Raw genomic sequence first — 13944 nt, forward strand, 5'->3', positions numbered from 1 at the left:
CTACGATCGGTTCCATGCCCGTTCCCAGCCTCGAGCTCAGCACCGCCCTCCCCTCCGACTCCGACGCCGATGCCCTCCTCGTCTTCGCCCGTCGCGGCACCGACGGACCGGAGGTGCTCGCTCCGGTCGGATTCGAGTGGGTGCCGGGCGCACTCGCGGCCCTGGGTGCGAAGGCCGGGGCCGACGAGGTCACCCGGCTCGTCGCACCGGGCGAGCGGACCCGCGTGGTGGCGGTGTGCGGCCTCGGCGAGGCGACGGATGCCGCAGCCTTCCGCCTCGCAGCCGGCGCGGGTTCGCGCGCGCTGAGCGCGGCGGCGACCGTGGCGGTCGCGCTGCCGGAGGGCACCGCGGCGGACGTCGCGGAAGCGGCCCTCGAGGGCGCCGCACTCGGCGCCTACGGCTACTCGCGCTACCGCGAAGCGCCGGCCGGCCCCGAGCGCGTGGTGCTCCTCACGGAGCACGACGGCGACGCCGTCCGGCTCGACCGCATCCGGGCGACCGCGGCGGCCGTCGCCCGGGCCAAGGACCTCGTGAACGCGGCGCCCAACGACCTGCCGCCCGCGGTCCTCGCCGACGCCGCCGCCGAGGCGGCATCCGCCGTGGGCATCGACGTCCGCGTGCTCGACGAGGAGGCGCTCGTCGCGGAGGGCTTCGCCGGCATCGCCGCCGTCGGCGCAGGGTCGTCGCGCCCGCCGCGGCTCGTGCGCCTCGAGTACGCGCCGGACGCGGCATCCGTTCACCTCGCCCTGGTCGGCAAGGGCATCACGTTCGATTCCGGCGGGCTCTCGCTGAAGCCCGGAGCGTCGATGGTCGGCATGAAGTCGGACATGGCGGGCGCCGCCGCGGTGCTCGCGGCGATGGTCGCGATCGCCGAGCTCGGCGTGCCCGTCCGCGTGACCGGATGGCTCTGCCTCGCCGAGAACATGCCGTCGGGCCACGCCGCGCGCCCCAACGACGTGATCCGGATGAAGGGCGGCACCACGGTCGAGGTCCTGAACACCGACGCCGAGGGCCGGCTCGTCATGGCCGACGCGCTCGCCGCGGCCAGCGAGGAACGCCCGGACGCGATCGTCGACGTGGCGACCCTCACCGGCGCGCAGGTCGTCGCGCTCGGCAACCGCATCGCCGGCCTCATGGGCGACGACGACCTCGTCGCCGAGGTGCGACGGGCAGCGGATGCCGCGGGCGAGGCCGTGTGGCCCATGCCGCTGCCGTCCGACCTGCGGCCGCTGCTAAAGTCGGACGTGGCCGACCTGGCCAACACGAAGCTCGGCACGGTGGTGCCGGGGATGCTGCTCGCGGGCGTGTTCCTCCAGGAGTTCGTGGGTCGCCGCGACGGCGACGACGGACCGCGCATCCCGTGGGCGCACCTCGACATCGCGGGCCCCTCGTTCAACACCGGATCCGCCTGGGGGCACACCGGCCCGGGCGCCACCGGCGCCGCCGTCCGCACCCTCGTCGCGCTGGGCGAGCAGCTCGCCGCCAGGTAGTAAGGTCGTAGGGGCGATCACCGCCCTGCAGCCTGCCCGGCCATGAGCCGGGGCAGTTCTCGCCGCAGATCCGACGCGCAAGGGAGATTCCGGTTTGTCCGAGCAGAACTTTGACCTCGTCATCCTCGGAGGCGGCAGCGGCGGCTACGCGGCCGCGCTGCGCGCCGTGCAGCTGGGCCTCACGGTGGCCCTCGTCGAGAAGGACAAGCTCGGCGGCACGTGCCTCCACCGCGGGTGCATCCCGACCAAGGCGCTGCTCCACGCCGCCGAGGTCGCCGACAACTCCCGCGAGTCGTCGAAGTTCGGCGTCCGCTCGACGTTCGAGGGCATCGACGTGCCCGCCGTGACGAAGTACCGCGAGGGCATCGTCGCCAGCAAGTTCAAGGGCCTCCAGGGCCTCATCAAGGCGCGCGGCATCACCGTCGTCGAGGGCGAGGGCCGCCTCGTCGCCCCGAACGCGGTGCAGGTCGGCGACCAGCGCCTTGTCGGCAAGAACGTGGTGCTCGCCACCGGCTCCTACTCCCGCTCGCTCCCCGGCCTCGAGATCGGCGGCCGCGTGATCACGAGCGAGCAGGCGCTCGAGCTCGACTTCGTCCCGCAGAAGGTCGCGATCCTCGGCGGCGGCGTGATCGGCGTCGAGTTCGCGAGCGTGTGGAAGTCCTTCGGCTCCGACGTGACGATCATCGAGGCGCTCCCCCACCTCGTCCCCAACGAGGAGGAGTCGATCTCCAAGCAGCTCGAGCGCGCGTTCCGCAAGCGCGGCATCGACTACAAGCTGGGCGTCCGCTTCCAGGGCGTCACGCAGCACGATGACGGCGTCGTCATCACGCTCGAGAACGGCGACACCATCGAGGCCGAGCTCCTGCTCGTCGCGGTCGGACGCGGTCCCGTCACCGCGAACCTCGGCTACGAGGAGGCCGGCGTCACGATCGACCGCGGCTTCGTCATCACCGACGAGCGCCTCCGCACGAGCGCGCCCGGCGTGTACGCCGTCGGCGACATCGTCCCCGGCCTGCAGCTGGCCCACCGCGGCTTCCAGCAGGGCATCTTCATCGCCGAGGAGATCGCGGGCCTGAACCCGATCGTCGTCGAGGACGTCAACATCCCCAAGGTGACCTACTGCGAGCCCGAGGTCGCCTCGATCGGCTACACCGAGGCGAAGGCCGCCGAGAAGTTCGGCGCCGACCAGGTCTCCTCCTACGAGTACAACCTCGCGGGCAACGGCAAGAGCCACATCCTCGAGACGAGCGGGTCGATCAAGGTCGTGCGCGTGAACGACGGCCCCGTCGTCGGCGTCCACATGATCGGCGCCCGCGTGGGCGAGCTCATCGGCGAGGCCCAGCTCGCCGTCAACTGGGAGGCGTACCCCGAGGACATCGCCCCGCTGGTGCACGCGCACCCGACGCAGAACGAGGCGCTCGGCGAGGCGTTCCTGAAGCTCGCGGGCAAGCCGCTCCACGCGCTCTGATCCCGGGCCGCCGAAACACGACTGCAATAAGCTAGAACGCGTCACACGCTGTGAAGGAGACAAGCGCATGAGCGAATCCGTCAGCCTCCCGGCACTCGGTGAGAGTGTCACGGAGGGCACGGTCACCCGCTGGCTGAAGAACGTGGGAGACCGTGTCGAGGTCGACGAGCCGCTGCTCGAGGTCTCGACCGACAAGGTCGACACCGAGATCCCGTCGCCCGTCGCGGGCGTCATCGAGGCGATCCTCGTCCAGGAGGACGAGACCGTCGAGGTGGGCACCGCCCTCGTCACGATCGGTGACGGCTCCGGCGCGGAGTCCGGTGAGGCGCAGCCCGCGGAGTCCGGTGAGGCGCAGCCCGCCGAGACCCCCCAGGCGGAGGCGCCGGCCGCCGAGGCGCAGCCCGCCGAGGCGCCCACCGCGTCGCCCGTCGAGCAGCCGTCCGCTCCCGCCACGCCGCCGGCAGACCAAGGCCCCTCCGCCCCGGCACAGGCCGAACCGCAGCAGGCCCCCGCGCCGCAGGCGCCCGCCGCTCCGTCGGAGCTCGGCGGGTACGAGTCGCCGGCCCCGGCCGAAGAGAGCGCGGCTCCCGCCGAGTCCACACCCCAGGCCGCGCCGGCCCCGCAGCAGGCCCCGGCGCAGGCCGAGCCCCAGCAGGCTCCGGCGCAGGCCCAGCCTGAGCCGCAGCAGGCGCCCGCGCAGCCCGCCGCCCCCGCGCAGGAGGCTCCGCAGTCCGGTGGCGCCCACGCCGGCCCGTCCGGCTACGTCACGCCGATCGTGCGCAAGCTCGCCAACGAGCAGGGCGTCGACCTCGCGTCGGTGCAGGGCACCGGCGTCGGCGGACGCATCCGCAAGCAGGACGTGCTCTCCGCCGGCTCCGCGCCGGCGGCCGCTCCGGCCGCCGAGGCCGCGCCGGCTCGCCAGCAGCTCGAGACCTCGCCGCTGCGCGGCACCACCCAGCCGATGACCCGGCTGCGCAAGGTCGTCGCCGAGCGCGCCGTGGTCTCGATGCAGTCGACGGCCCAGCTCACCTCGGTCGTCGAGGTCGACGTCACGCGTGTCGCCCGTCTCCGCGACCGTGTGAAGGGCGAGTTCCTCGAGAAGACCGGCACGAAGCTGTCCTTCCTGCCGTTCTTCGCCCTGGCCGCCGTCGAAGCGCTGCGCGCCTACCCGATCATCAACTCGACCGTCGACGGCGAGTCGATCGTCTACCCCGAGCGCGAGAACCTCAGCATCGCGGTCGACACGGAGCGCGGTCTGCTCACCCCGGTCGTCCGCGACGCGGGCGAGCTCGACCTCGCGGGCCTGTCGAAGCAGATCGCCGACCTGGCCGAGCGCACGCGGAACAACCAGCTCAAGCCCGACGAACTGGCCGGCGGCACGTTCACGCTGACCAACACCGGCTCGCGCGGCGCGCTGTTCGACACGCCGGTGGTCTTCCTCCCCCAGACGGCCATCCTCGGCACGGGCATCGTGGTGAAGCGGCCGGTCGTCATCTCGGAGGACGGGTCGGACGCGATCGCCATCCGCTCGATGGTGTACCTCGCCCTGTCGTACGATCACCGGATCATCGACGGCGCCGACGCCGCCCGGTTCCTCACCGCGGTCAAGGCACGCCTCGAGGAGGGCGACTTCGAGGGCGACCTCGGGATCTAGTCGAACCACTCCCGCAGACGCCAACCGGCCTCGCTCCGCATCATCAGGAGCGAGGCCGGTTCGCGTTCGACCTCGCTCCAGGGCACGGTGAGCACGACCGCATCCCCCAGGTCGGCAGCCACCGTGATCGCGTCGAGATCGACGTCGTCCGGTGCCGGGCCGTCGGCGTCGATCTCACCCCGATCACGGACGGCGATCGGCGAGCCCGGCTGGTCGACCGCGAGCACGCAGTCGACATCGCGCGCGGCAAGGCACGTCTGCCGGATCTCCAGCAGGGCGGCCGCCGCAGCCACCGGGTCCTCGGGCAGGTCCGCGAGCGACGCTCGGGCAGGGATCGCGCCCGCGTCGGCCCCGGGAGGACCGAGTCGGTCGTCGAGGTCACCGACCTCCGGCGCATCCGCGCCCGCGGTCGGGGTGGTCGTCCCGCTGTCGGCCCCCGACTCGGCCGAGGACGCCGGAGGGACCGCGGTGAGCAGCGCGACGAGGGCGGCGGCGCCGATCAGGCCACCGGCGAGCAGCGCCGGTCGGCGCTGACGCGTCCAGTCCGACATCCGGCGGACTGCCTGCGCCCGGGGATCGGCGTCCAGCGCCGAGGCCAGTCCATCGACGGCGTCCGGCGAGAGCTGCAGCAGGGCGGCGAGTCGCCCTCGTCGTGCCGGTGCTCCGGGATCGCGTTCGGCGGACTCGTCGGCCGGCGAGACCGGCTCCGCCGGCGCGTCCGCGATCCCGAGCGCCCTCGAACGGAGCGCGGGCACCTCCGGCGGTCGACGGAGCACCGAGGCGACGATCGGCTCCGCGGGCGCGACCGCGAAGAGCGCTCGCTCGAGTTGCGCTTCGACGCGTTCGAACGGCCGCGCCTCCAGCGCCGCGCGGAGGAGCTCGGTCGGTCCGGAGAAGGCGGACGGGTCGGAACACCGGGCGGCGACGTCCTCGATGAGGCGGAGCATGGCGGCGTGCCCCTCGCGAACAACCGCGACGCGGTCCGCTGCGGTGGCGAACCGGTCGGTGCGCCGAAGGGCCCCCAGTCCGAGCAGCCGGGGCCGACCGGAGTCGTCGATCACGAGGTCGAACCGGGCGAGACGGGTGTGGACGAAGCCCCGATCCGCGAGACCGCGAAGCGCGACGACGACCGGCGCGAGTGCGGTCACGGCCTGTCCCGGAGCGAGTCCGTCGGCGAGCAGCTCCGAGAGCGGACGGCCCGCCACCCTCTCGACCACCAGGCAGCCCCGGCCGTCGCGCACGTTCGCGACATCCAGCAGGCGCGGCAGGGTACCGGTGGCATCGGCCTCCATCGCCTCGATCTCGGTGGTGATCGCCTCGTCGTCGGATCCCGGCCCGTAGACGCGCATGACGACGAGCGGCGCACTCGAGGCCACGGCCTCGGCGTCCTCCGGCGCGAATGGGGAGCGCCCGGAAGCGCCATCCGCGACCGCCAGGTAGATATCGGCCCGATCACCGGCGGCGAGCCGGCGCAGGAGCCGGTAGCCCGCGAGCGCGGTGTCGGTCGACGTCGTCTCTTCTGACGCGTCGGACGCGCACCGGGCGGACTCGTCGGCAGCGCGCGGGTCGGCACGTCGTGCGGCTCGCGATCGGGGAAGTCGGATGGACGGCTTCGGCATGGGCCGATCGTCCCGTCTCCGGACGCGCCGACGGCCACGCCGCCAGCTGGTAGGGGTACGGCGAAGGACCTCACGGCGCTGGGGAGGACGGGTCGTCCACCTAGACTAGGCCCCATGCTCGACTACGTCGTCACGGGGCTAAGCGCCAACTCCGTGCCGTACAGCGAGGGCCTCTCCCTCCAGCGCGCCGTCCATCAGGCGGTGGTCTCCGGTGAGCGACCGGACACCGTCATCCTCCTCGAACACGAGCCGGTGTACACCGCCGGCAAGCGGACCGCCCCCGACGAACGACCGAGCGACGGCACGCCCGTGGTCGACGTCGACCGGGGCGGCAAGATCACCTGGCACGGACCGGGCCAGCTCGTCGGCTATCCGATCCTGCGCCTGGCCGAACCCATCGACGTCGTCGGCTACGTCCGACGCCTCGAAGGGGTGCTCATCCGGGTGCTCGACGACTTCGGCATCCGAGGGGAACGCGTCGAGGGTCGTTCCGGGGTCTGGATCCTCCGGGACGGCATCGAGGAGAAGATCGCCGCCATCGGCATCCGCGTCGCCGACGGGGTCACCATGCACGGCTTCGCGCTCAACTGCTCGAACTCCCTCGACCCGTACGAGAAGATCGTCGCCTGCGGGATCCGGGATGCCGGCGTCACGACCATGACGCGCGTGCTCGGGCGGCCCGTGGCTCCGGCGGAGGTCGTGCCGTCCGTGCGCGCGCGACTCGCTGCCGAGTTCGCGCCGGCCGAGGGGGTGGCCGCATGAGCGCCGATCCCGCCGGCCGCCGCATGCTCCGCCTCGAGGTCCGCAACGCGCAGACGCCCATCGAGCGGAAGCCCGAGTGGATCAAGACGCGCGCGAAGATGGGGCCCGAGTACCGGCAGCTCCAGCAGTTGGTGAAGGGCGAGGAACTGCACACGGTCTGCCAGGAGGCCGGATGCCCGAACATCTACGAGTGCTGGGAGGATCGCGAGGCGACGTTCCTCATCGGGGGCTCCCAGTGCACCCGGCGGTGCGACTTCTGCCAGATCGACACCGGCAAGCCCGCGGACTACGACGTCGACGAGCCGCGCCGGGTCGCCGAGTCGGTCGTCCGGATGCAGCTGCGGTACTCCACCGTCACGGGGGTGGCCCGCGACGACCTGCCCGACGAGGGCGCCTGGCTGTACGCCGAGACCATACGCGAGATCCACCGCCAGTCCCCCGGCACGGGCGTGGAGATCCTCGTGCCCGACTTCTCCGGCCGTCCCGAACTGCTCGGCGAGGTCTTCTCGGCGAAGCCCGAGGTGTTCGCGCACAACGTCGAGACGGTGCCGCGCATCTTCAAGCGCATCCGTCCGGCGTTCCGATACGAGCGATCGCTCGACGTGATCACGCAGGGCCGCGACGCCGGGCTCATCACGAAGTCGAACCTGATCCTCGGCATGGGCGAGGACCGGTCCGAGATCTCGCAGGCGCTCCGCGACCTGCACGACGCCGGAACGGACATCATCACGATCACGCAGTACCTGCGGCCGAGTCCCCGGCACCTGCCGGTCGCACGATGGGTCCGACCCGAGGAGTTCGTCGAACTCAAGGCGGAGGCCGAGGAGATCGGATTCCTCGGCGTGCTCGCGGGGCCCCTCGTCCGCTCGTCCTACCGGGCCGGCCGGCTCTGGGCGCAGTCGATGCGCGCCAAGGGCCGCACGCTGCCGCCGGAACTGTCGCATCTCGCGGATGAGTCGCTCGGGTTCGCGCAGGCCGTCGGCTGAGCTGTACGGGCGGCCCCCTCGGACGTCCGAGGGGGCCGCCCGCCGCCGGTATCCTTGACGCATGGCACGCACCAAGGACGCCGGGTCCTCCCCCAAGCCCCGCAAGGAGCCCGGCCGCATGAAGCAGATGTGGCAGGTCTTCCAGATGACCCGCCGCTACGACTCGAGCGCCCAGTGGCTCATGCTCCTCGGCTTCCTGCTTCCGATCCTCGTCAGCCTCGGCCTCGCGCTCTGGCTCGCGGGCGGCAACGGCTTCACGATCGCGCTCTGGATCGTCGCGGGCGTGCTCGCCGGCATCCTCATCGCGCTCGTGATCCTCGGACGACGAGCCGAGCGCGCCGCGTACTCGCAGATCGACGGTCAGCCCGGTGCCGTCGGCGCGGTCCTCCGCAGCGGCCTGCGCGGTGGCTGGGTGGGCAACGAGATGCCTGTCGCGGTCAACGGCAAGACGCAGGACGCGGTCTACCGTGCGGTGGGCCGCGGCGGCGTGGTGCTGATCAGCGAGGGTCCCAGGTCGCGCACGACGCGGATGCTCGAGGACGAGAAGCGCAAGATCAACCGCGTGCTCCCGAACGTCCCCGTGACGCTCCTCTCGGTGGGTCACGAGGAGGGTTCGGTCGAGCTGCACCGCCTCCCCGCCACGCTGCGCAAGAAGAAGCGGACCCTCACCAAGCCCGAGGTCCTCGCGGTGACGAACCGGCTGAACTCGCTTCAGGCGTCGCTGCCGATCCCGAAGGGCATCGACCCGATGAAGGTGCGCCCGCAGCGCGGCAAGATGCGCTGACCGACGACTCCCACCTGCGGCATCCGTTCACTCGAGCGGATGCCGCCGTCCTCTCAGGCGCGGATCAGGACTGTGCCCGCCGCCTTGTCGTGCAGGCCGCGCTGGTCGGAGTCCCAGATCAGGGCGGGAATGACGAAGACGAGGAGCAGAGTGCGCACGACCGGTCGCCAGGGGCCGACCCATCCCCCGCCGAGCGGGACGACGCGCAGTCCGAGCGCGCGGTGGCCGATGCTGCCGCCGATGGTGGGGATGAAGAGCACCTGCATGAGCGCGAACAGGCCCAGCGTGGCCCACGATTGCGCGTTCGAGGCGTAGGGGCCGACGAGCAGCGCGATGACGTTCGCGATCGCCCAGTCGATCAGCAGCGCCGCGAATCGCCGGCCGAGCCTGGCGACGGAGCCGATGCCCTCTTCCGGGAGGCCGAGCCGCTCCCCCGGGTACCGGCTCGGCTCGAGGTCTCCGGACGGGGCGGGGGCAGGCTGGCTCACCGGACGATTCTACCGGGGCCCGGTCCGCGTAACACGGCGGAAACATTCGCGTCATGGTCGGGAAACGGCACCCGGCTACCGTCGTGAGCGGTCGAACGACTGCGTCTCGCCCCCCAACCCGCCTTGGAGCACCGTCACATGTTCAGTGATTCTTCCGAAGTCCTCAAGTTCATCAAGGAGACGGACGTCAAGTTCCTCGACATCCGTTTCACCGACCTCCCGGGTGTGCAGCAGCACTTCAACATCCCGGCCGCCACCGTCGACGAGGACTTCTTCACCGTCGGCCAGCTGTTCGACGGCTCCTCGATCCGCGGTTTCGCGTCGATCCACGAGTCCGACATGCAGCTCATCCCCGACGTCTCGACGGCCTACGTCGACCCGTTCCGCGCCGAGCGCACGCTGGTCATGGTCTTCGACATCTACAACCCGCGCAACGGCGAGATCTACGCGAAGGACCCGCGCCAGGTGGCCAAGAAGGCCGAGAAGTACCTCGCGTCGACCGGCATCGCCGACACCGCGTTCTTCGCGCCGGAGGCCGAGTTCTACATCTTCGACGACGTCCGCTACGAGGTGAACCAGCACTCGAGCTCGTACTCGGTCGACTCGAGCGAGGGCGCCTGGAACTCCGGCCGCGTGGAAGAGGGCGGCAACCTCGCCAACAAGACCCCGTACAAGGGCGGCTACTTCCCCGTCTCGCCGGTCGACCAGCACGCCGACCTGCGCGACGACATCGTCCTCAAGCTCATCGAGGTCGGCCTCGAGGTCGAGCGCTCGCACCACGAGGTCGGCACCGCCGGCCAGGGCGAGATCAACTACAAGTTCGACACGATGGTCCACGCGGCCGACGACATCCTGAAGTTCAAGTACATCGTCAAGAACACGGCGAACGAGTGGGGCAAGACGGCCACCTTCATGCCGAAGCCCCTCTTCGGCGACAACGGTTCCGGCATGCACACCCACCAGTCGCTGTGGAACGACGGCAAACCGCTGTTCTACGACGAGGCCGGCTACGGCGGTCTCTCCGACATCGCCCGGTGGTACATCGGCGGCATCCTCAAGCACGCTCCCGCCGTGCTGGCCTTCACGAACCCGACGGTGAACTCGTACCACCGCCTGGTCCCGGGCTTCGAGGCCCCCGTCAACCTGGTCTACTCGGCCGGCAACCGCTCCGCCTCGATCCGCATCCCGATCACCGGGACGAACCCGAAGGCGAAGCGCATCGAGTTCCGCGCGCCGGATGCCTCGGGCAACCCGTACCTCGCGTTCGCCGCGCAGCTCATGGCGGGCATCGACGGCATCAAGAACCGCATCGAGCCGCACGAGCCGGTCGACAAGGACCTCTACGAGCTCCCGCCGGAGGAGGCCAAGTCGATCCCGCAGGTTCCCGCCTCGCTGGGCGAGGCGCTCGACGCGCTCGAGGCCGACCACGACTTCCTCCTCGAGGGCGGCGTGTTCACCAAGGAGCTCATCGAGACCTGGATCGACTACAAGCGCGAGAAGGAGCTGAAGCCCCTGGCCCAGCGTCCCCACCCGTTCGAGTTCGAGCTCTACTACGGCGTCTAGACTCTCGCCCCACCCCCCAGAGAGAGCCGAGGGCCCGCGTCGCATGTCGACGCGGGCCCTCGTGGCGTTGCAGCGGATGGCGCAGCGCGGTGTCGCCGGGTGGGGAACTCAGCTCCGGGTCGGTTCTCGCTTCGGTTCGACGCCGTAGAACCCCCGCTCGAAGACGGCCCGGGCTCGTCGGGTGACCTGCAGGTAGTCGTCCTCCAGCCGGGCTGCGGATCCGGGCGGGTACCCCATGATCCGCGCCACGCCCTCGAGCTGCGTGCGCTCCACGGGGAGTACGTCGGTGGTCTTGTCGAGCCAGAGCGTGAGCGCGGAACGCGCACGCGAGGCGAACACCCACGCCGCCCGGAGGGTTTCCGCGTCGGCGCGCTCGATCAGGTCGGCATCCACCGCTGCGGCGAGGGCGTCGAGGGTCGACGTGGTCCGCAGCGACGGCACGCGAGCGCCGTGCTCGAGCTGGAGCAGCTGGACGTACCACTCGACGTCGCTCAGCGAGCCACGGCCGAGCTTCAGGTGCCGTTTCGGATCGGCCCCCTGCGGCAGCCGTTCGTTCTCGACTCGCGCCTTGATGCGCTTGACCTCGCGCACCTCGCGTTCGGCGATCTGCTCGGGATAGCGGACGGTGTCGGCCAGCGCCGTGAAGTCGTCGAGGAGGGCGGCGTCGCCGGCCACCCCGCGGGCGCGCAGAAGCGCTTGCGCCTCCCAGGTGAGCGACCAGCGCGCGTAGTAGGCGCGATATGCGTCGAGCGACCGAGCCACCACGCCGTTGCGCCCCTCGGGCCGGAGGTTCGCGTCGAGTTCGAACGGGAGGCGCGCGTCCTCGCTCACGCGGACGAGCTCCGAGACGATCTTCAGCGCGCGGGTGTGCGCCGCGTCGGGCTCGGCGCCGGCCGGGCGGTAGACGTAGAGGATGTCGGCGTCCGACCCGATGCCCAGTTCGCGTCCGCCGAATCGGCCCATGCCGATCACCGCGAACTCGATGCCGTCGTCGCCGCGCCGGATCGCGCGGACGAGCCCGTCGATGTGGGCCTGGACCACGTCGCTCAGCCCGTGTCCGAGCTCCTCGACGGTGCAGACGTCGAGCATGCCGGCGAGGGACAGTCGGAGCACTTCGCGGCGCCGCATCGCGCGCAGCACCTTGGCCGCCGGGTCCAGCTCGCCGTGGCGCGCGAGGACGGCCGCCACCTCGTCCTGCAGCGAGGCCAGCGGTCGGGGTCGCAGCTCGGCCACGTCCTCCAACCAGGCCACCGCCTCGGGGATCCGCTCGAGCAGCTCGCCGGCGAACCGCGAGCCGGAGAGGATGCGGGTCAGGCGGAGCGCGGCGTCGGAGGAGTCGCGGAGCAGGCGGAGGTACCAGTGGGTGGTGCCGAGCGTGTCGCTGATCCGGCGGAACGCCAGCAGGCCGTAGTCGGGATCGGTGCCCTCGGCGAACCACGAGATGAGGACCGGCATGAGGTGCCGCTGGATGGTCGCGCGGCGCGAGACCCCGGCCGTCAACGCGCCGATGTGCGCGAGCGCGCCCTTGGGGTCGCGGAAGCCGATCGCGGCGAGCCGCGCGGCCGCCTGCTCGCTCGTGAGGCCGAGTCCGTCGGCCGGCAGCGCGGCGACCGCCGAGAGCAGCGGACGGTAGAAGAGCCGTTCGTGCAGCCCGCGCACGCGGCGGCGGGTGGACTGCCACAGGGCCGTCAGCTCGTCGGCGGTGCGCCCGAGCCCGGACGAGCGGGCGAGCACGCGGAGCTCCCCGGCGTCGGTGGGCATGAGGTGGGTCCGCCGCAGCCGGGCGAGCTGCAGCCGGTGTTCGAGGACCCGCAGGATCCGGTAGTCGCGCGAGAACTCCGCAGCCTCCTCGCGACCGACGTAGCCGTGCTCGGCCAGGGCCGCCAGGGCGGGCAGCGTGCCCGCCTGGCGGATCGCGTCATCCGTCGCGCCGTGGACGAGCTGGAGCAGCTGCACGGTGAACTCGATGTCCCGCAGGCCGCCCGGCCCGAGCTTCAACTGCACGTCCACCTCGTCGGCCGGAATGTGCTCGGTGACCCGCTCGCGCATGCGCTGCACGGACTCAACGAATCCCTCGCGCGACGAGCTCGCCCAGACCTTGGGTGCGACGCCCGCGGCGTAGCGGGCGCCGAGTCCGGCGTCGCCCGCGAGCGGACGCGCCTTGAGCAGCGCCTGGAACTCCCAGCTCTTCGCCCACCGGTCGTAGTACTGCAGGTGCGACTCGAGCGTGCGCACGAGCGCGCCGTCCTTGCCCTCGGGCCTGAGGTTCGGGTCGACCTCCCAGAGCGGCGGCTCGATCCCGGGCTCGCCGATCAGGCGCATCACGAGCATCGCGAGGCGCGTCGCGATGTCGAGGGCGCGCGCGGTCGGCGCGGCCTCCTCGTCGGCGCTCTCGGCGACGAAGATGACATCGACGTCGCTGACGTAGTTGAGCTCGCGCGCCCCCGCCTTGCCCATGCCGATGATCGCGAGGCGGGTCGCGTCCACCTCGGACGCCGGGAACCGGCCGGGCGCGGCGGGCGCACCGGGCTCGCGGGCGACCGCGCGACGCGCCAGGTGCAGGGCGGCGTCGAGCGCGGCGCCCGCGAGGTCGGCGAGGCCGGCAGCCACGGTGTCGACCGCGTCGACCGCGTCGGGGCGCATGAGGTCCCAGATGGCGATGCGCGCGAGCAGCCGGCGGTAGCGCACGCGGAGCACGCGTGCGCCGGCATCGATGAGGTCGGCTCCGGTCGCGTCGACGGAGGCCACCGCATCGACGAGTTCCGCCGCGGCCGCACTCGCGGTCGGCGGTGCGGATGCCGCGGTGCGGAGGACGTCGAGCTCGTCGAGGTTGCGCAGCAGGAAGTCGCCGAACCCGCGCGACGCGCCGAGGAGCCGTACCGCTCGGTCGCGCGTGGCGTCGTCGGCGAGCAGCTCGCGCACCGCGTCGGGCGCGCGATCGGTCAGTCGCCGGAGCTCCTCGAGGGCCTGGTCGGGGTCGCCCGCCGCGGCCAACGCGTCGACGAGGTCGGCCTGCCGGATGCCCGTCGCCTCGGCGAGGGCGCTCGACTCCCGGGCCGCCCGGTCGAGGTCGGCGAACCCGGCACGCGCGAGTGCACCGAGCATCGGGGCCTGGCGCGTCATCCGTCGC

10 protein-coding genes are annotated in these 13944 nt (G+C 72.1%); 7 read left to right on the forward strand and 3 right to left on the reverse strand.

Annotation, left to right across the window (positions count from 1 at the left end):
* Nucleotides 1-14: 14 nt before the first annotated feature.
* The 3 genes from M1L56_RS08130 (at nt 15) to sucB (ending at nt 4612) form a co-directional block, all read left to right on the forward strand.
* Complete coding sequence (locus tag M1L56_RS08130; protein ID WP_248598841.1) at nt 15-1490, forward strand: leucyl aminopeptidase; 1476 nt, start codon at nt 15-17, stop codon at nt 1488-1490.
* Between the two features lie 94 nt (nt 1491-1584).
* Nucleotides 1585-2958, forward strand: coding sequence for a dihydrolipoyl dehydrogenase (lpdA, locus tag M1L56_RS08135; RefSeq protein ID WP_248598842.1), 1374 nt, complete (start codon nt 1585-1587; stop codon nt 2956-2958).
* Nucleotides 2959-3025: 67 nt separating this feature from the next.
* A complete protein-coding gene (gene sucB, locus M1L56_RS08140) occupies nt 3026-4612 on the forward strand; it encodes a 2-oxoglutarate dehydrogenase, E2 component, dihydrolipoamide succinyltransferase (protein ID WP_248598843.1) in 1587 nt (528 codons plus the stop codon).
* On the opposite strand, the gene M1L56_RS08145 is transcribed toward sucB, so the two are convergent.
* Nucleotides 4609-6231 (reverse strand): hypothetical protein, encoded by a 1623-nt coding sequence (locus M1L56_RS08145; protein WP_248598844.1) that lies wholly within the window; start codon nt 6229-6231, stop codon nt 4609-4611. The two genes, sucB and M1L56_RS08145, sit on opposite strands and share 4 nt — an antisense overlap.
* A gap of 114 nt (nt 6232-6345) precedes the next feature.
* Here M1L56_RS08145 and lipB point away from each other — a divergent pair, with 114 nt between their 5' ends.
* The 3 genes from lipB to M1L56_RS08160 all read left to right on the forward strand — a co-directional run bounded on the left by lipB (nt 6346) and on the right by M1L56_RS08160 (nt 8763).
* Nucleotides 6346-6993, forward strand: coding sequence for a lipoyl(octanoyl) transferase LipB (lipB, locus tag M1L56_RS08150; RefSeq protein WP_248598845.1), 648 nt, complete (start codon nt 6346-6348; stop codon nt 6991-6993).
* A complete protein-coding gene (gene lipA, locus M1L56_RS08155; RefSeq protein ID WP_067950189.1) occupies nt 6990-7979 on the forward strand; it encodes a lipoyl synthase in 990 nt (329 codons plus the stop codon). The genes lipB and lipA overlap by 4 nt, the downstream gene beginning before the upstream one ends.
* 61 nt (nt 7980-8040) lie before the next feature.
* A complete protein-coding gene (locus M1L56_RS08160) occupies nt 8041-8763 on the forward strand; it encodes a DUF4191 domain-containing protein (RefSeq protein ID WP_067950191.1) in 723 nt (240 codons plus the stop codon).
* A 53-nt stretch (nt 8764-8816) separates the two neighbouring features.
* Here the strand turns inward: M1L56_RS08160 and M1L56_RS08165 are convergent, their stop codons facing one another.
* The gene (locus M1L56_RS08165) at nt 8817-9251 is read right to left on the reverse strand and encodes an RDD family protein (RefSeq protein WP_067950193.1); all 435 of its coding nucleotides are present in this window, start codon (nt 9249-9251) and stop codon (nt 8817-8819) included.
* Nucleotides 9252-9389: 138 nt separating this feature from the next.
* On the opposite strand from M1L56_RS08165, the gene glnA reads away from it, so the two are divergent.
* Nucleotides 9390-10814 carry a type I glutamate--ammonia ligase gene (gene glnA, locus M1L56_RS08170; RefSeq protein ID WP_067950194.1) on the forward strand — a complete coding sequence of 475 codons (1425 nt, stop codon included), beginning with the start codon at nt 9390-9392 and terminating at the stop codon, nt 10812-10814.
* Between the two features lie 108 nt (nt 10815-10922).
* Here glnA and M1L56_RS08175 read toward each other — a convergent pair whose 3' ends face one another.
* Nucleotides 10923-13937 (reverse strand): bifunctional [glutamine synthetase] adenylyltransferase/[glutamine synthetase]-adenylyl-L-tyrosine phosphorylase, encoded by a 3015-nt coding sequence (locus M1L56_RS08175; RefSeq protein ID WP_248598846.1) that lies wholly within the window; start codon nt 13935-13937, stop codon nt 10923-10925.
* Between the last annotated feature and the right edge of the window lie 7 nt (nt 13938-13944).

It is taken from the genome of Agromyces sp. C10, from assembly GCF_023217995.1.
In the GTDB taxonomy this organism is placed as follows: domain Bacteria; phylum Actinomycetota; class Actinomycetes; order Actinomycetales; family Microbacteriaceae; genus Agromyces; species Agromyces indicus.